The sequence below is a fragment of the Streptomyces tyrfis genome (assembly GCF_037034285.1).
In the GTDB taxonomy this organism is placed as follows: Bacteria; Actinomycetota; Actinomycetes; order Streptomycetales; family Streptomycetaceae; genus Streptomyces.
Window position 1 is genome coordinate 77,711 of the sequence record NZ_JBAGJZ010000011.1, and the last position, 18,239, is coordinate 95,949.

Genomic DNA, 18,239 nt, shown 5'->3' on the forward strand with positions numbered 1-18,239 from the left:
CCTCTCCGAGGTGCCCGAACGTCCCGTTTTGCCGGGTTCTTCGCGCCAAACTTTCCGTACTCCGTTCGAAGATCGATCACTCGTCCGGTTGTAAGTGACGGGTAAGCCGCGCTGGTCAATGGAATTGATCAACTCTCCGCTGTGATCGCTTATGCGCATGGAATGCGCCACATCCATGAATTGATCACCGGCAATATGTGAACGACATGTGTCATCAGGCCGCCACCCGGATTCGAAGACACTCCCGGCGCGGGCCCCGCGCCGGGAAGACGACCCGGTGCCGTACGCCGTACGACGCGGGCCCGGCGGCGCGCCGGGGATTCCAGGGGGCGGCCGTCGAGGTTTCCAGGAGGCCGCCGCCGGGGTTCCCGAGGGAGCTCCGGCGGGCTGCCCGCGGAAGTGCCGGGGCGTGTAGGGGCGGGTCGGGTGCGGGGCGGATGGGGCGGCTCGGTAGCCTGATGCCGCTGACACATCCTTAGGGCGGCTTTACGTCGCCCGCGGGGCGGCCCCGCGTCGTCCCGAGCCCCCGTCCGCAGACCGATCGTTCAAGGAGTTGCCGCCGCCGTGAGCCGCAGCCTTCGACACGGCGCCCTCGCCGCCACAGCCATCGTGTTCTCGATCGCCTCGCTCGCCGCGTGCGGTGCGGGGAACGACGCAGCGACGCTCCAGGTGAAGCCGGACAGCGCCGCCACCACCTCCGGTGACATCAGCATCCAGAACGCGAACCTCATCACCCAGCCCGAGCGCAACGCGGAGGGCCCGGCCGTCGTCTCCGCGACGCTCTTCAACGACGGCACCGCGCAGCAGACCCTCGACTCCGTCACCCTGCCGGGCACGAGCGCCACGGTGAAGCTGCACTCCGCCAAGGGCAGCGGCCCCATCGTGATCCCGGCCGGCGGCCGGGTCGTCATCGGCGGCAAGGGCAACGCGTCCGCCGTGATCGAGGACGGCCGCGAGGCCGCCCAGGACGGCAGCGTCCAGAACGTCGTCTTCAAGTTCAGCTCGACGGGCGAGGTCCCGCTCGGTGTGCTCGTCGTCCCGGCGACCAGCTTCTTCACCGACTTCGGCCCGAGCTCGCTGCCGACGGCCCCGTCGACGCCGCCCGCGTCGCCCTCCGGCAAGTCGTCCGGCTCCGCTACCCCCGGCGCTTCGGGCGGGTCCGGCTCCGGGAACGACGCGCCGGCCCAGGACGACGCCGAGACCGACGCCCAGTAGGCCGCGGCACGGCCGCGGCCGGGCCGCCCCGGCCCGGCACTCGGGTCATCGGGTCCGCGTCCGGCCGCCCGGCCCGCGTCCGGTGACCCGGGCCGCGTCCGGTGACCTGGGCCGCGGGTGAGTGGACGCAGGTGCCCGGGTGCGTGAACGGCCCCGGGCGCACAGCACGTGAACGGCGGAGGGCGCCCTCCCTTTCGGGGGCGCCCTCCGCCGTGGTGCACCTGGACACGCGGCTGCCGACAGGCCGCCGTGCACCGGCGCCGACAGGCCCGTACGCCGGCTGCCCGTCACCACGGCCTGCGGGGCGGCGGGCCCGTCGAACCCATGGGCTCGACGATCCCTGATGGGCCCATGGTCCGACGACCCGATGGGCTGGCGGGCTGGCGGGCCGATGGGTCGGCGGGCCTACGGCTCGAACTTGTACCCGAGACCGCGGACCGTCACCAGGAAGCGCGGCGCGCCCGGGTCCGGCTCGATCTTGGCGCGCAGCCGCTTGACGTGGACGTCGAGGGTCTTGGTGTCGCCCACGTAGTCCGCGCCCCAGACCCGGTCGATGAGCTGCATGCGGGTCAGCACCCGGCCCGCGTTGCGCAACAGCATCTCCAGCAGGTCGAACTCCTTGAGCGGCAGGTCGACCTTGCCGCCGGAGACCGTGACGACATGGCGGTCCACGTCCATCCGCACCGGTCCCGCCTCCAGGGCGGCCGGGGCGACCTCCTCCGGCTCGCCCCGGCGGCGCAGCACGGCGCGGATGCGGGCGACGAGCTCCCGTGAGGAGAAGGGCTTGGTGACGTAGTCGTCGGCTCCTATCTCCAGGCCGACGACCTTGTCGATCTCGCTGTCCTTGGCCGTGACCATGATCACCGGGACGTTGGACCTGCTGCGCAGCTGACGGCAGACCTCCGTGCCCGGCAGGCCGGGCAGCATCAGGTCGAGCAGCACGAGATCGGCGCCGTTGCGCTCGAACTCGTCGAGACCGTCCGGCCCCGTGGCCGCGACGGCGACTTCGAAACCCTCCTTGCGGAGCATGTAGGACAGGGCGTCGCTGAAGGACTCCTCGTCCTCGACGACAAGCACTCGGGTCACGGAAGGACCTCCGGGGCAGGGAATGGTTCAAGGGTGTCGGGGTGAGCGGGTCCGAAAGGGCCCTCGTCGCCGTCGGCGACGAGTGGTCCGCCCGAGCTGCGGTCCCGTTCCCGTGCGGGGCCCGCTTCGGGCAGCCGCAGGGTGAAGGTGGAGCCCTGGCCCTCCGAGCTCCAGACCGTGACCTCCCCGCCGTGCGAGGCGGCCACGTGCTTGACGATGGCGAGGCCGAGGCCGGTGCCACCGGTGGCCCGTGAGCGGGCCGGGTCGACGCGGTAGAACCGTTCGAAGACCCGCTCGCGGTCCTTCTCCGAGATGCCGATGCCCTGGTCGGTCACCGCGATCTCGATGTGGTCCCCGCCGGGTACGGGCACGCGCCGGGCGGCGATGCCCACTCGGGTACGGGCGGGGCTGTAGTTGACGGCGTTCTCGACGAGATTGCCGAGCGCCGCGGCGAGCTGGCCGCGGTTGCCCCAGATGCGGAGCTCCGCGGTGCCGCCCGCGGCCATGGTGATCTGCTTCGAGCCGGCCTGCTGGCGGCAGCGGTCGATGGCCTCGGCCACCAGCTCGTCCACCCGTACCGGCTCGGCGTCCTCCAGCGGGTCGTCGTTCTGCACCCGGGAGAGGTCGATGATCTCCTGTACGAGATTGGTCAGCCGGGTCGCCTCGATCTGCATCCGCCCGGCGAACCGCTCCACCGCCTCCGGGTCGTCGGAGGCGTCCAGCACCGCTTCGGAGAGCAGCGAGAGCGCGCCGACCGGGGTCTTGAGCTCATGGCTGACGTTGGCGACGAAGTCGCGGCGCACCGCCTCTATGCGGCGGGCCTCGGTGAGGTCCTCGACCAGCAGCAGCACCAGCCGGGAACCGAGCGGGGCGACCCGGGCGGAGACCGCGAGGGCCTCGCCGCGGCCGGTGCCGCGCCGGGGCAGGTCCAGTTCGACCTGCCTTATCTCGCCGTCCCTGCGGGTGTCCCTGGCCATGTTCAGCATCGGCTCGACGGCGAGCCGGCCTCCCCTGACCAGGCCCAGCGCGTAGGCGGCGGAGCTGGCCTTGACCACGCTGTCGCTCTCGTCGAGCACCACGGCGGAGGAGCTGAGCACGGACAGGACCGTGTCCACGCCGGGGGGAAGAGCCGCGTTGCCGTCGGGCCGCAGGGAGGTTCGCGTCGGCTTCTTCTGGTCGCGCTCGCTCCAGCGGAACGCGAGCATGGCGATCACGCCGGTACACGCACCGCCGATCGCCGCGGCTGCGGCGACTGCCGCGTTCACGTCCATACGTCAAGGTTATGCGGGTCCAGGAGGGGGCTCCCAGCCATCCGAGTGTCAATCCGAACACTCGTCGCCCAGAGTTCACCGAGGAGCAAGGGGCGGTTCACTTGCGCGGCCGGAAGGCGACGCGTAGGCCGCCCAGGGTGGCAGTGTGGGGCCCGGAGCCGGCCCCCCGCACTGCACAGCGGACTGGAGAGGGACTTCTCATGCGTGACGCTTACCACGAGGAACTCGACTCGATCGGTGAGGGCCTGGTCGAGATGGCCCGGCTCGTCGGGTCGGCGATCGGCCGGGCGACGACGGCCATGCTCGATGCCGATCTCAAGCTCGCGGAGAGCGTGATCGCCGCGGACCAGAAGGTCGACGACCTCCAGCACGACCTGGAGGCGCGGGCCATCGCCCTGCTCGCCCGGCAGCAGCCGGTGGCGACCGACCTGCGCATCGTGGTCACCTCGCTGCGGATGAGCGCCGACCTGGAGCGCTCGGGCGACCTCGCCCAGCACGTGGCGAAGCTCGCCCGGCTGCGGTTCCCGGAGTCGCCGGTCCCGCGCGACCTGCACGCGACCATCCTGGAGATGGGGCAGCTGGCCCAGCGCCTGATGGCCAAGGCGGCCGAGGTGATCATCACCAAGGACGTCGACCTGGCGCTCCAGCTGGAGCAGGACGACGACGAGATGGACCTGCTGCACCGCACCCTCTTCCAGCACCTGATGGACGACCGCTGGAAGCACGGCATCGAGACGGCCGTGGACGTGACGCTGCTCGGCCGCTACTACGAGCGCTTCGCGGACCACGCGGTGTCGGTGGCCAAGCGCGTGGTCTACCTGGTGACGGGCGAGCACGCCGACGAGATCCAGCAGCAGACGACGGTGGAGGGCGCGTAGCCGCTGCGGGCGGGGGAGGGAGCGCCGGCTGGGGCTGGGACGGGCGGTACGGGCGCGGGCGACAGGGAGAGGGCGGCCGCGGGGGGGCGGTCGCGGGGGGCGCGCGGTGTGTGTCGCGCGGTCGTACCCCGGCGACAGGGCGAATGCTCTGCGTGCGACGGGTGCGACGGGTGCGGCGTACGTGGCGGCCGCTGCATGCATGTGGCGGTCGCTGCACGCGTGCGACAGATACTGCGTGCGTGCGGACAGATACCGCGTGCGCGCGACAGACACTACGTGCGTGACGGGCGCTGCGCGTTACACATGTCGCATGGACGTGTGTAACGCGCACGGCCGCGGCGCGGCGGCGCTGAAGTACGCGTGCGACGCATGCGACAGGTGCGACGCATGCGACGGGTGCGGTGGCGTAGACGGGTAACGCGTTCGGGGGCGTACGCGGTCGCGTTCCGATCGCACAGGCGTTCTGCGCATGTGCGCCGTTGATGCGCCCGCCCCTGGGGGCATCCAATGGGGAGGGGCGGCGCGCCTTGTGCGTACGCCCTGGCCGTGCACGGGTCGCTGTCGGCGCACGGCCCTGTTGTACGCCTTGAGGAGGAACCATGGCCGATTCCCCCACGACCGACCCCCGGCAGGAGGCGCCCGCCGACGCGGTGCACCTGCCCCTGCTCGGCGCCTGCGGCTGCGGCTCGGGCTGCGGCTGCGGCTGCCAGTCCGGGGCCCCGTGCCAGTGCGGCGGCTGCTGCGGCTGACCTGCGGCGCCGCGGCTGGCCCGACGCCGGAGCGAATGGGCGGGTGCCCCGCGCAGAGCGGCAGTGATTGCCGCTCCGCGCGGGGCACCGCCGCGTCCATCGTCTCCCCCGCGACCTGCGCGTCACGGGCGAGAGGCGGGCGAAGGGCGAGCGAGGACGCGTCAGCCGGTCTCCACGGGCACCTGCCCGGGCGCCGGCGATGCGGGCGACCCGCTCGACGAGGCGGACGCGCCGTTCCGCTCGCTCCCGTCGCCGCCATCGCCCTCCGCGCGACCGCTCACGGCCCGGCCCTCCATCTCCCCGCTCTCCCCGTTCTCCCAGCTCTCCCCGCTCTCCCCGTTGTTCTCACCGCTGTCCGAGGAGCCCGCGCCCTCGGCCGTCGTCACCGTCTCCTCCTTCGGCAGGTTCCGCATCAACAGCCAGTAACCGAGCGCGGCCGTCGTCCCCAGCACCGCGCACGCCCCCCACAGCCACCCCGTCCCGAAGCGGTCGATGACCTGGCCCGACATCAGCGGCGCGATCAGCGCCGCAGCGGACCAGGACATCGTGTACATGCCCTGGTACCGGCCGCGCCCCCGGGCGGGCGAGAGCCGGACGACCAGGCCGGTCTGGATGGGCGAGTTGACGATCTCGGCGACCGTCCAGACGCAGATGGTCAGCGCATACGCGGTGACCGACCCGGCGAAGGCGGTCAGCCCGAACCCGTACCCCGCCAGCAGGGACGACACGACGAGCAGTCGGCGGGGGTCCCGGTGCTGGATGAAACGGGTGACCGGGATCTGAAGCACCACGATCAGCACGCCGTTGACGGCGATGGCGGTGCCGAAGTCGGAGCTGGAGAACCCGTGGGTCCCCATCGCCACCGGCAGGGCCACATAGCCCTGCTGGAAGATCAGAGCGATGACGAAGGACAGCCCGACGACGCTCATGAACCGTCCGTCGCGCAGCACGGTGGAGAGCCGCACCTCGCCCGTGCCACCGGCGCCACCGGCGTCCGCCCGGCCGTGCGCCGCTGCCTTCCCCGGCCCGGCCTCCGGCTCGGGGCGCGACTCGGGCACCTTGGCGAAGACGACGACCGCGCAGAACAGCGTCATCGCGGCCTCGCCCAGGAACCCGGCGAGATAGCTGTACTCGGCGACGAACCCGGCGCCGGCCGACGAGACGGCGAAGCCCAGGTTGATCGCCCAGTAGTTGAGCGAGAACGCCCGCACCCGGTCCTCGGGCCGCACGATATCGGCCATCATCGCCTGCACCGCGGGCCGCGAGGCGTTGCTCGCCATGCCGACGAGGAAGGCCACGGCCGCGATCGCCACCGGATGGACCATGAAGCCGAGCACGGCCACGGACACGGCGGTCGAGGTCTGCGCGATCAGCATGGTCGGCCGGCGCCCGAGCCGGTCCGTCATCACCCCGGCCCCGAGCGCGGACACCACCCCGCCGAGCCCGTGCAGCGCGGCCACCAGCCCGGCGTACGAGGCGGAGTAGCCCCGTTCCATGGTGAGGTAGAGCGCCATGAACGTGGCGACGAACGCCCCCAGTCGATTGACCAGGGTGCTGGTCCACAGCCACCAGAACTCCCGGGGAAGGCCGGACACGGACTCCCGTGCGGCCCGTCTGAGACCAGCGACTGACATACGGAATCCCCCCGGGGACGTGCGATGGAACGGATGCCGCCAGTAAGAGGCTCGACGGCAGACGGAACATTACAAATGCACGATTCCGGTCCGCCAGTCAATTGACGCCGACCGTCAATCGACGCCGACCACCGGCCACCGCCCCGCCCGCCCACGCGTCTCCCGGCGCCTCCTCTCCCCTCCTCTCCCCTCCTCTCCCCTCCTCCCCCGGCTCGCTCGCGCCCGGCCTGTCCGCCCTGTGACCGGCTGCGCGGCGCCCGTACCGGGTCGATTACGCTCGGGGCCATGGCCGACGCACCGTACAAGCTGATCCTCCTCCGCCACGGCGAGAGCGAGTGGAACGCGAAGAACCTGTTCACCGGCTGGGTGGACGTCAACCTCACGGAGAAGGGCGAGAAGGAGGCGGTCCGCGGCGGTGAGCTGCTGAAGGACGCCGGTCTGCTCCCCGACGTGCTGCACACCTCCCTCCAGAAGCGCGCCATCCGCACCGCGCAGCTCGCGCTGGAGTCCGCGGACCGCCACTGGATCCCCGTCCACCGCTCCTGGCGGCTGAACGAGCGCCACTACGGCGCCCTTCAGGGCAAGGACAAGGCACAGACCCTCGCCGAGTTCGGCGAGGAGCAGTTCATGCTCTGGCGCCGTTCGTACGACACCCCGCCGCCCGCCCTGGAGGACGGCACCGAGTTCTCGCAGAGCGACGACGCGCGCTACGCCACCATCCCGCCGGAGCTGCGCCCGCGCACCGAGTGCCTGAAGGACGTCGTCGTCCGCATGCTGCCGTACTGGTACGACGGCATCGTCCCGGACCTGCTGGCCGGCCGCACGGTCCTGGTCGCCGCCCACGGCAACAGCCTCCGCGCCCTGGTCAAGCACCTCGACGGCATCTCCGACGCCGACATCGCGGGCCTGAACATCCCGACCGGCATCCCGCTCGTCTACGAGCTGGACGCCGACTTCCGCCCCGTGAAGCCGGGCGGCACCTACCTCGACCCGGAGGCCGCGAAGGCCGCCATCGAGGCCGTGAAGAACCAGGGCAAGAAGAAGTAGGCGCCCACGAACAAGCCCCCTGCCTGCGGGTTCTCCGCCGGGAGGGGGCTTTTCGCTGCCTCTGGGCCGTCAGGTGCGGGATGACTCCGGTCGGGCCGTGTCGAAGACGGCGGCGACCGCCTTGCGGGTGCGCTCCTGGCTGGACGGCATCAGGTGCGCATACACGCGGAGCGTCAGGCCCGGGTCCGAGTGACCCAGGTACTCGGCGAGGGCCTTGATGTTCTCGCCCGCGTCCAGGAGCACCGAGGCATAGAAGTGGCGGAGGGCGTGCATGCCGTTCTCGCGGGACCCGGCGTACGACCCGCCCGGCTTCCGCTCGGGGATCACGCCAGCCGAGGCGAGGGCACGCTTCCACGCCCCCTCGTTGAGCGACGTACGCCAGACGTGCCCGCCGCGCTGCCTGGTGAAGATCAGCCGCTTGGTCACCGGAGGCCCGTCCGCCACCTTCCACGGCAAGGTGATCTCGACCGGTGGGAATCGCTTCATGTGGGCGCGGAGAGCGTCAGCGACTGGACCGGGGAGCGGTACGTCCCGGAGCTTGCCGCCCTTCGGCGGGGCGAAGACGGGCTTGCTGCGGCTCAGCTTGAGCTGCTGGACCACGAGGCTTGCCGTCCGGCCCCTTCTCTTTCTTGTACCAGCGGTCTCGGATGTGTCCGACCATCAGGCAGCGGTCCCCTTGATCTGGGACTCCACTCAGGCGCGTACGTCGTCCGGGTCGAAGCGCAGGTGCCGGCCGACCCGGAAACCACACGGACCGGTGCGCTTACGGTGCCCCTGGTAGACCGTCTCGACGCTGGGCAGCTCGAACATCTCCACCAGGTCGTCAGGAGTCAGGAACCGCGAGGGCAGGGCGCGCGGTGCGGCGGTTACTTCGGCCGAGGCGCGGCGTCGATCAGCCATGTGTGGGCTCTCCTTCCGTTCCGGGGACGGGTTTGAGGGACGAGGCAAGCCAGGTTTCGGCGTCGGACAGGCCGATGCCGGCGAAGACCCAGTGAGCGAGCACGGAAGACGTCGTCTCAATTGGTGAGGTGCCGTCGAATGAACGGCGCCGTTCCTAGGACGAGTGCGGCGAAGACTGCCAGTCGTTGAAGGCCGGGCTGAGCAGCGATGTTGCTGTGCTGGATGCCGTAGTCCGCGTACCAGTTAGCGGCGAGGTCGGTCGCCATGATGACGCAGGCGAGGTCGGTTCCTCGGCGTTTGCCCTGGATCAGGAGCACGGCGACGAGCGCGTCGAACAGTGCCAGCGACGACCAGTAGAGGTTGAGCCACCCTGGTGCCCAGTCGTAGGGGTGCAGTCCGTGGCTGAGGAGGTCGGTGACGTGCGCGAAAGCGCCGACGAAGAGCAGGACGGCTGCGATGACGCAGACCGATATGACCGTCCAGCGCGGGGTGTGATGCATCCATTCGGTCATGCTGTGGATCGTCCCACCTGCGGGTGCTGTCTGTCAGGCCGCCAGCCTGCGGTAGCAGATGAGGGTGCAGGCGATGGCGGTGAAGGCCAGGAAGTGCTCGGCCTTGCGCTCGTAGCGGCGGTGCAGGCGGCGGCAGCCGCCCAGCCAGGTCATCGTGCGCTCGATCGTCCAGCGATGCCGGCCGAGCCTCGTGGAGGATTCGACGCCTCTGCGGGCGATGCGGTGACGGATGCCGCGCGAGCGGAGCCATCGGCGCAGGTGGTCGTAGTCGTATCCCTTGTCCGCGTGGAGCTTGGCGGGCCGTCGCCGCCGGGGGCCGCGACGCGAACGGATCGGCGGAATGCCGCGCACCAGCGGCTCAAGCACCTGGCCGTCATGGAGGTTCGCGCCGGAGATCCCGACGGAGATGGGCAGACCGGTCCGGTCGGTGATCAAGTGGATCTCCGAGCCTTTCTTGCCCCGGTCGACAGGATTCGGACCTGTCAGCTCCCTCCTTTCAGGGCCCGCATGTTCACCGAGTCGATCGCGCAGCGCGACCAGTCCAAGCCGCCGCGCGAGCCCAGCTCGTCAAGGACGACGCGGTGCAACTTGGCCCAGACCCGGGCGGCACTCCACTCGGTGAAACGCCGGTGCGCGGTCGGCCCCGACGAACCGAAGACCGGCGGCATCTGCCGCGAGGTGCAGCCCGTCGTGGCCACGAAGATGATCGCGGCCAGCACTTCGCGGTCCCCGTACCTGCGCCGGCCGCCGCCCTTCGGTCGAGTCGGAGCAGGCGGGACCACTCGCTGGAACAGCTCCCACAGCTCATCCGGCACCATGCGCTCGACCATCACCACACAGCGCGGACTACTCAAGCCACCAAATGTGACGACATCTAAGGACATATCTCCCGCGGGGACGCTGAGGCTTTAGGAAGGCGGGGGACCGTTCGCGAGTGCCGGCCGTAAGTGGATGGTGCGGGAGCTCCCATCCCGTCCGCCGTCGCCCCAGGCAGAGCCGAGCAGTCGAGACCCAGAGCGTCAAGGGCGTTCGTACAGTGACGCGCTCCACCTTGACGCCCTGAACCACGCCCCCCGTGATCGACCTGATAGGGATTGGCGTCGATCTGTGAATCGCCCGAGTGGGCCGCCGCCGTCAACGGACAGCGACGGCCCTTCAGGTCTGGGCCAGGGGTATCTGAGCTACACGAAGTCAGCCGGAGAGATATTCCAAAACAGCGGTGACTGCAGCATTTCTCATCTGACGAGCACGCTTGGTGCCGACGTAATAAGCTCGCTTAAAAACTTCCTCATCAGACTTGAGGACCTCACCAATCGTTAGCAAGCCAAGTTCGTCCCGAAGCTTTGAACGCTGAAAATCAGTCACATCAAGGTAGTCAATGGACCTATCCAGCTGCGCTTCAAGGGCCTGATTACCCGCAGAATCGATGCTTCCCAGAGCAAACTTATCGATCGGTCGATAAGCCGCATGATTTGCCCCGTACTCAACCATTCGCTTCAAGTACAGATGCTGCCTGACATGCTGGCCAAACTTAATCGGTTCCGCATCTTGGGCGAAGATACACCCCAAGTTAACCATGTAGCGGGTACCGATCTCTCCGCGGGTTGCTCGAATGCCCGCATCACCTTCCTGCACGATTCCGCTATAGCAGAGCAAGCGCAGGGCTTCACGAACAGCCTGGGGCGCATCCCGATGAATCCAGAAGTAGGAAGAGGTCTGCGACGAGCGACCACTATTTCGCGCAAATAGCGCAGGCAGTACGGAGTCCTCAATGAAACCCCGCCCCCAATCAATCAACTCACTGTGCCCGGGATACCTCTCCGACAAATTCGAGTGCTCTTTCCAGATCTCTTCTCGATAATACTCCCTGATCGTCTCTTGCGCATTCCTTCGATTGAATGGCGCGCGCATGAGGAGCGTCTTCAGTAGGATGCGAGGGTTGCCCGTGGCCGCATAAGAAAGCGTGTCGAACACATCCCCATTCGGTTCGATCTGTTTCTTCAGCGAATCATCTTGCTTGTAAACGATCGACCGCATTGCTGCAGCGTATTCGGAATCCGTAACATTGCGGTCCACTGACAGCAAGGATGCATCATGCGTAGGCTGGAAAGCGTGCCCATAAGAAGTAGCGCCCGGATAGACTGCAGCCTTGACCGTCAGATACGGGCTCCGCAGGTCGCGCATCAAGGTGAAGAACTGGCGCTGTTGCTCCGGTATAAAGACATGGGCTGCCTCGTCAACGAATACGACCACACGCTTAATGCCCGTATACCGGCAGAGATCTTCCACAGCGTCACGCAGGATTTCGGGGTCCGGCACGCTCACAGGCAGGTCTTCCTGCCGATCACTCATCCACGATGTCTCGAAAATGGATTCAACCTTTTGCATCCCCGAGTAGTTGCCAATGGCGGAATTTCCTTGGATTGCAGTAATTGCAGATCCGCCGGGAAGGGTCAAGCCAAACGTCGAGGCGGCTCGCAGGATACTCGTGCACAACTTAGCCATCATCCACATCAAGAAACGGTCTGGCGTATCTTGCCGAATGAGGCTTGCCTGTGCAAAAGTGACATATACGGGCAAGATCTTCAACTCAGGGAAATCCCGACGAATCTCCGCTTCGGCAGCTCTCATCAAAAATGACTTGCCGACGCCACGACTCCCCTTCAGGACAACCGGAGACCGCCCCTTCAATGAATCGATGAGATGGCGATCCGTATCCGTCTCAACCAAATAGTCGAGAATTTCCTCTGGAGGAATGTCTTCTGTGCGATAAACGATGTCACTCTGCATGCTACCCCTCCAGAGGAAGACCGAGCACGGTACGAACCGACTTCAGATGAGAGAGAGTGTGCTCCAATGTCGCACCCAATTGACCATTGTCTCGCGAAAGGAACTCTGCCGCAAATCGCCCATACAGCAAAAACAGGACCGCCTGCGCTGCGTTTCTTGCTGTCGTAACCCAATCTTCTAGCGCCGCTTTGGAAAAGCTAACATCTTTTGGCAGAGAATTTGTTACTGCGAGTTTGCCGTGAACGAACTGCGAGCAATGCCGGTACGATCTCGCGGCCAGAGTTGCATAGGCTGCCGCTTCCTCGACATCGTGTTCAAAGAACTCGCGCATAAAAGGCTTTGAGAGGACGCCAGAATTCTCATCGAGCGCTTCCGACCAGGAGAAGTCTCGCTTGTCGGATACCCACTGCCTTCTATGAAGCTCATTGGCAGAAAAATAAACAGCGGCAAAGCTCAGTTCCAAGAAGGTACGAATGCCGCCGAAAGCCATTCTGTACAAGCCACAGGAAGCTGCGTACGTGGCAAAACCCAATTCTCGCCGCGCGTCAGCGAGCTGTCCAGCCTCGGGCCTATCCGCCATTCGGGCTTCCCATAGCCCAATATCTGCTTCAAGCTGCAAAATAGCGCCGAGCGATGTTCCACATTCAGACGTTGAGGATCGAATTACATAAGTACTGAGATCGGCCAGATGAGAAAAGTGCTTAAAAATTCCTGTGTTCTCGGTCGAATCCATAGCGCCGTCACCCATTAACGATGCCTCCCCCAGGACACACGCAGGTCGGAGCAGCCTCATGCCAAAGGCCCCCCGGGAGCCACAGTCTATCCTCGACATCGTTTGTGGGCTGCTGGCTTGCCGGTCCTTCCTCGGCCGGCGCAACTTGCTCTGGTCGACGGCATGGCAGCGTGGTTGAGGCCGGTGAGGGTGCAGCGAGGCACACGCGTGCGTGGTCCGTTGGCGCACCCGCCGTCGTGGCGGACTGTCGTCCGCTGAGGTGGAAGGTGCTGTCCGTCAGCAGAGCGCGGCAGAGCTGGGCCGTCCGAGGTTGCTCAACAGTGGCCAATGACGACCAACGACGACGGCCGGGCGTACGAGCCCATCGACCCTGAGCAGCGAAAACTCGGGTAATCAAGATCCCCGACAAGACCCAGGGCAAGAAGAAGTAGCCACTGGACTCCGAGAGTCCCCGTCCGCGATTCGCCGCGGGCGGGGACTTTTTCGTCGTACGCGGCTGTCCCCTGCGGGAATGGGTCCGGCGCGGGTTACGCGTCGCGCAGGCCCGGTAGGGCGTAGCCCTCGGTCTCGGTCCAGGGGATGTCGACGTCGTCCAGGTGTACATGCCAGTCTGCGCCGGCCACGGTGCGGCGCAGTTCGGTCACGGAGTCGAGGACATGGGAGATCGCCGGCAGCCATCTGTCGGGGTCGCTCGGCAGCTTGGTGGAACCGGCGAGGATCTCGTCGTCGTGGTCGCCGTCCGCGTCGTAGAGGCAGAGGTTCTCCTCGTCGTCGTACGGGAACGACGCCGTGCGGGCGGTGACGACGCGCTCGACGGCGACGGTCTCGGGGCCGGTCAGCGGTTGTGCCCGACGGGCGCTGTAGTAGACGGAAACGCTCACGGGCCGAGCGTACGGCGGGGGTGTGACAACGCCGGTCGGGCGGGCGGCCCGGGGGTGCGGGGTGGGTTGGTGCGGTTGGTGGCCGGTTCTTTTCCTAGCTCAGCGCCTGTTCCACGCGGGACGCGAGGGTGTTCCAGGGGCGGCAGTCGACGACCGGGAGGTCGTGGTGGGCGGCCTGGGCGGCGAGCCAGTGCGAGTAGGCGGCGCTGACCTGTGCTCGTTGGCGCTGTTCGCCGTTGCCGGGCTCGCGGGAGGCATAGTTGGCGGTGATCTGGTCCGGGTCGGCCTCGTGCAGGAAGACGGCCCGGACGCGGCGGCCGGACGCGCGGCTCTCCCGGAGAGCGGCCGAGACGGCGGCCGGGGTGAGGTAGTCGCCCTCGATCACGGCGGGGACGTCGACGGTCAGACGGTTGCGGACCACGCCCAGTACCGCGGGTTCGAGGGCGCGGGCTGTGGCGATCTGGAGGTCCAGCACCTCCTCGACGGGGAGTTGCGAGGCGTCGGGGATGTCGTCGAAGTGGTGGACGGCCGGGTGTTGCTCGGCAGTCGTCATCGCCTCGACCGCGCTGACCACGTCGTCGAACTCGACCGTGAACGCCCCGTGTTCCGCCGCGATTCGGGCCGCCAGGCGGCTCTTCCCGATGCCTGACGCACCGCCAACCAGCACTATGTCCCATGATGTTCCTGTCACGGGACGAACGTATCGTGCGGGTCGCCGGTCCGCTGCGGCGCCTGGCGCTACCGTGAGGCCGAGCAACGGCCCGCACGGGGGGGCGGGAGTCCACCCGTGCGGCTCGCACCGGCCTGCGACGGTGCGGTGACGGGTCCTGCGCGGGCCGGGTGCGGAGGAGCGAGGAGAGCAGGGAGAGCAACCATGGGCGAGCCCCTGAAGACCTTCGTCGGCGGCGCCGAAGTCGACGTGCCCAACAGCATCCCGGCCATCCGCGCCGCGCTGCCGGAGGAGAGACGCGAGGAGTTCGACCGCGCCATCAACGACGCCGGCGTGGGCGAGATCCAGGCCGTCATGCGGCACTGGATGCTGGAGGCCGTACCCGACCCGGAGGCGGAGAAGATCTTGGACCGGCTGGCGCAGGACGAGGCCGAGAGGCGGACGGTCGCTTGAGCTTCCGTATCTCCTACGCCCCGCCCGCCGACGACACCCTGGCCAAGATGCGCGACAGCGAGGTCTTCCGGGACGAGATGGCCCGCACCCTGGGCCGGGACCCGTACGGGCACGGGTCCACGGCGGTCAAGAGCGAGCGCGACCGGCGCGAGGCGACGGTCGCGGGGGCGATCGTGCTCTATTACGTGTCCGGGTCTGTTCTGATCGTCACCGTGGTGAGACTCGTGCCGCTGCCGTGAACGGACCGGTCCGGACCGGTGCGGTGCGGTGCGGTGCGGGTCAGCGCGGATCGGTGCGGATCGGTCTGGTTGGTGCGGATCGGACCGGGTCGGACCTGGTCCGATCCGGCTGTCGGTCTCCGTCTCCGTCTCCGTCCGGCCGTCGGTCTCCGTCTCCGTCCGGCCGTGCCTGACCGTGCGCCCGTTCGCCGGCCCGGCCCTCGGTCCCGTGCTCCGTACCCCCGTGGCCCGCCCGGGACCCGGCGGTTACGCCAGCTTCGCCGCCTGGGCCTCGACCACTGCGGTCGGCAGCTCGAAGCCGCCTCCGCTGCCCATCGCGGCCAGGTTCATCGAGGAGAACGAGGCGAAGGACGAACCCTGGCGCATGCCCACCAGCTTGATCTCGAACTTCCCGCTGGAGGCCGACATCTCCACGGTCCAGGCCGCCGCCTCCTCGCCGCCCTTGACCTGCTCCTCGGTGACCTTGGTGACCTTGTTCGGCTGACCGGCCGCCGTGAAGTCGAACCCGCCCGTGCACGCGGTGGCCGCCTTGCGCAGCGCGGCGACCGAATCCGCCGCGCCCGTACCGTCGTACGAGCCGAGCGCGAGCTGCGTCGTCGTGATGTCGAGCGCCGCCTTCAGCATCTCCTCGGGCTTCAGGCCCTCCTTCTTCTTGGGCTCGCTGACGACCGTGCGCCGGACGAACGCGGCGGGCTCGCCGACCTCGGCGCCCATCAGCGCGTTCGCGAGCGGCGTGCAGGCCGCGTTCTCGGACTTGATGTCGTTCTTGGTGACGGTGTCCTTGTCCGCGGCCTTCGCGATCTTGTACCCCTCGACGTCGCCCTGGGCCAGCGCGGCCTTCTCCAGTTCGGCGGCGGTGAGCGCCTTGGCGGCCGGCTTCGCGGCGGCGGACTCCTTGCCCTTGGTGCCCGCCGGCTTGTCGGATCCCGAACCGGAGTCCGAGCCACCGCCGCAGGCGGTGACGAGGAGGGCCACACACGCCGCGCTGGCGGTAAGGGCGGTCCGGCGTATGACGGTGGGTCGCATGGTTCGAGTCCGTATCTCTGTGCAGGATTCCTGGATTTGACCCACTCTAGAAGTGAACTTGGTTTGATGATCAACAACTTGGGGAAAGCGCCGCGATCGTGACGGTGCTGTGATCAAGCTGTGAAGGCGCTTTGCGTCGATGCGGAGGGCGGTGGGGCGGAGGGCGGAGGGCGGAGGTCTGCGGGTCCCTGCGGCGGGGCCAATTCGGTTTCGGCGGGCCGGGCGGGACCGGTGAGCTTCCTTCATGGAGGACGCCACGGAGCCGACGGGACCGGCGAGGAGGCGGCACGACGGTGCGGTCACGCCGATCGCAGCGGTTACGGCGGGCACGGCAGATGCAGCGGATGCGGCAGATACGGCGGATGTGGCGGGGATGGCACCTGCGGCCGCCTGGCGCGGGTTCGCGGTGCTCGCGGCCCTGATGCTGGCCGCCTTCACCTTCAACACCGTGGAGAATCTGCCGATCGGCCTCCTGGACCTCATCGCCGGAAGCCTGCGGGTGTCGGTCCCGGCGGTCGGTCTGCTGGTCACCGGTTACGGCGTGACGGTGGCCGCGGCGTCCCTGCCGCTGGCCCGCGCGGCGCGGGCCGTGCCCCGTCGTCATGTGCTCGCGGGACTGCTGGCCGTGCTCGTCGCATCCAGTCTGCTCGCGGCCCTGGCCGCCTCGTACCACGTGCTGCTCGCGGCTCGGCTGGCGACGGCGCTGGCCCAGGCGTTGTTCTGGGCCGTGATGGGGCCGGTGGCGGTGGGGCTGTTCACGCCGGAGGTCCGGGGGCGTGTGCTGGGGGCGCTCTCCGTCGCCGGGTCGCTCGCCCTCGTACTGGGCGTCCCCGCCGGGACCTGGCTGGGCCGGCGGAGCGGCTGGGAGGTTCCGGTCGCCGTGCCGGCGGTTCTGGGGCTCGTCTCTCTCGTGACGATCGCCGTTCTGCTGCCGACTTCGCGTCCGGAGGAGGAGCGGGCCGCCTACGGAACCGTTCCCGACGCCCGCCGGTTCGGGATCGTCCTCGCGGCCGGGACCCTGTCCGCCGTCGGCGCGTTCACGGGCTACACGTACATCGTGACGTTCCTGGACGACGTGAGCGGGTTCTCGCCGGGCGCGGTCAGCGCCCTGTTCGTGGCCTTCGGCGCCGCGTGTCTGGCCGGGGTGAGCGTCACGGGCGCGGTGCTGGACCGGTTTCCGCAGGGCGCGCTGCTCACCGCGGTGGCCGCGCAGGCAGCGGGCATGCTCGGCCTGTACGCGGCGGGCCAGGACCGGGTGGCGGCGGTGGTGTTCCTGGTGCTGATGGGCGGCGCGCTCGGGCCGGTTTTCATGGTCGCCCAGAACGAGATGCTGCGTTGCGCACCGGGGCGTACGGACATGGCGCTCGCCGCGAACTCCGGTGCGTACAACGCCGGTATCGCGGCGGGCGCGGCGCTCGGCGGGCTGGTCCTGCCGTTCGCCGGTGTGCGGGGGGGCCTTTCTCGCCGGCGGGCTGCTGACCGCGGGAGGCTGCGCGGTGCTGGTCGGTGGGCGGGTGCTGCGCGGGGGCCGGCGCCGGTAGTCGGCCGGCGGGCGCGGGGACGACGTCGGCCGGCGGGGAGGAAGGCCGCGGGAGCCCGTGTCAGCGTTCCGGTCGCTGGGTCAGATGGGTGAACGCGTCCAGGTTCCGCGTCGACTCGCCGCGCGAGACCCGCCACGCGTACTCCTTGCGGATCGCACTGGCGAAACCCAGTTCCAGCAGGGTGTTGAACGAGCCGTCGGCGGCTTCCAGGACCGTGCCGAGCAGTCGGTCGAGCTCCTCCGGCGTGACCACGGAGAGCGGCAGCCGGCCGACGAGGTAGATGTCACCGAGGCCGTCGACCGCGTAACTCACGCCGAAGAGGCGGAGGTTGCGTTCCAGCAGCCAGCGGTGGACCGCCGCTTCGTTCTCGTCCGGGTGGCGGATGACGAAGGCGTTGAGGGAGAGCGAGTGCCTGCCGACCCGTAGCGAACAGGTGGTGGACAGCTTGCGGGTGCCGGGCAGCTTGACGACGTAGTCGCCCGGTTGCGGACTCTCCCATTCGAGCTCGGCGTCCGTCAGGGCCGCCTCGATGATCCGCGCGATCCGGTCGGCCTGGTCGATCTGCTCGCTCTCATCGGTCTGCGAGGAGGCCGGGACCTGCTCGGTGCGCTCGG

The 18,239-nt window shown here is 68.6% G+C and carries 18 protein-coding genes and 2 pseudogenes; 7 read left to right on the forward strand and 13 right to left on the reverse strand.

From position 1 onward, the window contains the following. Nucleotides 1-564: 564 nt before the first annotated feature. The gene (locus WA762_RS11060; protein WP_335935259.1) at nt 565-1,215 is read left to right on the forward strand and encodes a copper chaperone PCu(A)C; all 651 of its coding nucleotides are present in this window, start codon (nt 565-567) and stop codon (nt 1,213-1,215) included. Nucleotides 1,216-1,620: 405 nt separating this feature from the next. Here the strand turns inward: WA762_RS11060 and phoP are convergent, their stop codons facing one another. Beyond that, nucleotides 1,621-2,292, reverse strand: a complete 672-nt coding sequence (phoP, locus tag WA762_RS11065; RefSeq protein WP_472911608.1) for a two-component system response regulator PhoP — start codon at nt 2,290-2,292, stop codon at nt 1,621-1,623. A 5-nt stretch (nt 2,293-2,297) separates the two neighbouring features. Further along, on the reverse strand, nt 2,298-3,572 hold the full coding sequence (phoR, locus tag WA762_RS11070) for a two-component system sensor histidine kinase PhoR (protein ID WP_335935263.1): 1,275 nt from the start codon (nt 3,570-3,572) through the stop codon (nt 2,298-2,300). Between the two features lie 200 nt (nt 3,573-3,772). Here phoR and phoU point away from each other — a divergent pair, with 200 nt between their 5' ends. Together phoU and WA762_RS11080 are read left to right on the forward strand one after the other, a co-directional pair. Then, entirely contained in the window at nt 3,773-4,450 is a 678-nt protein-coding gene (gene phoU / locus WA762_RS11075) for a phosphate signaling complex protein PhoU (protein ID WP_335935264.1), read from the forward strand. A 599-nt stretch (nt 4,451-5,049) separates the two neighbouring features. Next, a complete protein-coding gene (locus WA762_RS11080) occupies nt 5,050-5,199 on the forward strand; it encodes a hypothetical protein (protein WP_187438691.1) in 150 nt (49 codons plus the stop codon). Between the two features lie 161 nt (nt 5,200-5,360). Here the strand turns inward: WA762_RS11080 and WA762_RS11085 are convergent, their stop codons facing one another. Continuing rightward, on the reverse strand, nt 5,361-6,833 hold the full coding sequence (locus WA762_RS11085) for an MDR family MFS transporter (RefSeq protein ID WP_335935266.1): 1,473 nt from the start codon (nt 6,831-6,833) through the stop codon (nt 5,361-5,363). A gap of 285 nt (nt 6,834-7,118) precedes the next feature. Between WA762_RS11085 and WA762_RS11090 the strand changes: the two genes are divergently transcribed. After that, nucleotides 7,119-7,880 (forward strand): phosphoglyceromutase, encoded by a 762-nt coding sequence (locus WA762_RS11090; protein WP_335935267.1) that lies wholly within the window; start codon nt 7,119-7,121, stop codon nt 7,878-7,880. 69 nt (nt 7,881-7,949) lie between these two features. Here the strand turns inward: WA762_RS11090 and WA762_RS11095 are convergent. From WA762_RS11095 to WA762_RS11130, 8 genes and pseudogenes are all read right to left on the reverse strand, one after another. After that, nucleotides 7,950-8,492 (reverse strand): annotated as a pseudogene (locus WA762_RS11095) (tyrosine-type recombinase/integrase); the annotation flags it as partial. A gap of 81 nt (nt 8,493-8,573) precedes the next feature. Next, nucleotides 8,574-8,780: a DNA-binding protein gene (locus WA762_RS11100; protein WP_335935269.1), complete on the reverse strand. Its 207-nt coding sequence runs from the start codon at nt 8,778-8,780 to the stop codon at nt 8,574-8,576. A gap of 116 nt (nt 8,781-8,896) precedes the next feature. Beyond that, entirely contained in the window at nt 8,897-9,292 is a 396-nt protein-coding gene (locus WA762_RS11105) for a hypothetical protein (RefSeq protein WP_335935271.1), read from the reverse strand. Between the two features lie 33 nt (nt 9,293-9,325). Continuing rightward, nucleotides 9,326-10,122 (reverse strand): IS5 family transposase gene (locus WA762_RS11110; RefSeq protein WP_443080566.1). Its coding sequence is split into 2 segments (ribosomal slippage): nt 9,326-9,780 and nt 9,780-10,122, totalling 798 coding nucleotides; the frame shifts between segments, so codons are not numbered across the junction. Nucleotides 10,123-10,483: 361 nt separating this feature from the next. Next, entirely contained in the window at nt 10,484-12,082 is a 1,599-nt protein-coding gene (locus tag WA762_RS11115) for a hypothetical protein (RefSeq protein WP_335935272.1), read from the reverse strand. 1 nt (nt 12,083) lies between these two features. Continuing rightward, entirely contained in the window at nt 12,084-12,830 is a 747-nt protein-coding gene (locus WA762_RS11120; protein WP_335935274.1) for a hypothetical protein, read from the reverse strand. 512 nt (nt 12,831-13,342) lie between these two features. Beyond that, nucleotides 13,343-13,696: a hypothetical protein gene (locus tag WA762_RS11125; protein ID WP_335935276.1), complete on the reverse strand. Its 354-nt coding sequence runs from the start codon at nt 13,694-13,696 to the stop codon at nt 13,343-13,345. A 94-nt stretch (nt 13,697-13,790) separates the two neighbouring features. Then, nucleotides 13,791-14,387 carry an AAA family ATPase gene (locus tag WA762_RS11130; protein WP_335935278.1) on the reverse strand — a complete coding sequence of 199 codons (597 nt, stop codon included), beginning with the start codon at nt 14,385-14,387 and terminating at the stop codon, nt 13,791-13,793. Nucleotides 14,388-14,570: 183 nt separating this feature from the next. Between WA762_RS11130 and WA762_RS11135 the strand changes: the two genes are divergently transcribed. Then, nucleotides 14,571-14,819, forward strand: coding sequence for a hypothetical protein (locus WA762_RS11135; RefSeq protein WP_073789286.1), 249 nt, complete (start codon nt 14,571-14,573; stop codon nt 14,817-14,819). Next, entirely contained in the window at nt 14,816-15,058 is a 243-nt protein-coding gene (locus WA762_RS11140) for a hypothetical protein (RefSeq protein WP_335935282.1), read from the forward strand. Before WA762_RS11135 ends, WA762_RS11140 begins: the two co-directional genes overlap by 4 nt. 246 nt (nt 15,059-15,304) lie before the next feature. Here WA762_RS11140 and WA762_RS11145 read toward each other — a convergent pair whose 3' ends face one another. Continuing rightward, nucleotides 15,305-16,084 carry a hypothetical protein gene (locus WA762_RS11145; RefSeq protein ID WP_335935284.1) on the reverse strand — a complete coding sequence of 260 codons (780 nt, stop codon included), beginning with the start codon at nt 16,082-16,084 and terminating at the stop codon, nt 15,305-15,307. A gap of 421 nt (nt 16,085-16,505) precedes the next feature. Between WA762_RS11145 and WA762_RS11150 the strand changes: the two are divergent. Next, nucleotides 16,506-17,625: pseudogene (locus WA762_RS11150) on the forward strand (MFS transporter). A gap of 60 nt (nt 17,626-17,685) precedes the next feature. Here the strand turns inward: WA762_RS11150 and WA762_RS11155 are convergent. Continuing rightward, nucleotides 17,686-18,186 carry a type III secretion system chaperone family protein gene (locus WA762_RS11155; RefSeq protein WP_335935420.1) on the reverse strand — a complete coding sequence of 167 codons (501 nt, stop codon included), beginning with the start codon at nt 18,184-18,186 and terminating at the stop codon, nt 17,686-17,688. Nucleotides 18,187-18,239: the final 53 nt, after the last annotated feature.

Bases quoted from the DNA above. Each gene is read 5' to 3' on its own strand.
- phoU (WP_335935264.1), top strand. From the start codon at position 3,773: ATGCGTGACGCTTACCACGAGGAACTCGACTCGATCGGTGAGGGCCTG.
- WA762_RS11100 (WP_335935269.1), bottom strand. From the start codon at position 8,780: ATGGCTGATCGACGCCGCGCCTCGGCCGAAGTAACCGCCGCACCGCGC.
- WA762_RS11085 (WP_335935266.1), bottom strand. From the start codon at position 6,833: ATGTCAGTCGCTGGTCTCAGACGGGCCGCACGGGAGTCCGTGTCCGGC.
- WA762_RS11115 (WP_335935272.1), bottom strand. From the start codon at position 12,082: ATGCAGAGTGACATCGTTTATCGCACAGAAGACATTCCTCCAGAGGAA.
- phoR (WP_335935263.1), bottom strand. From the start codon at position 3,572: ATGGACGTGAACGCGGCAGTCGCCGCAGCCGCGGCGATCGGCGGTGCG.
- WA762_RS11135 (WP_073789286.1), top strand. From the start codon at position 14,571: ATGGGCGAGCCCCTGAAGACCTTCGTCGGCGGCGCCGAAGTCGACGTG.
- WA762_RS11090 (WP_335935267.1), top strand. From the start codon at position 7,119: ATGGCCGACGCACCGTACAAGCTGATCCTCCTCCGCCACGGCGAGAGC.
- WA762_RS11120 (WP_335935274.1), bottom strand. From the start codon at position 12,830: ATGGGTGACGGCGCTATGGATTCGACCGAGAACACAGGAATTTTTAAG.
- WA762_RS11145 (WP_335935284.1), bottom strand. From the start codon at position 16,084: ATGCGACCCACCGTCATACGCCGGACCGCCCTTACCGCCAGCGCGGCG.
- WA762_RS11105 (WP_335935271.1), bottom strand. From the start codon at position 9,292: ATGACCGAATGGATGCATCACACCCCGCGCTGGACGGTCATATCGGTC.
- WA762_RS11080 (WP_187438691.1), top strand. From the start codon at position 5,050: ATGGCCGATTCCCCCACGACCGACCCCCGGCAGGAGGCGCCCGCCGAC.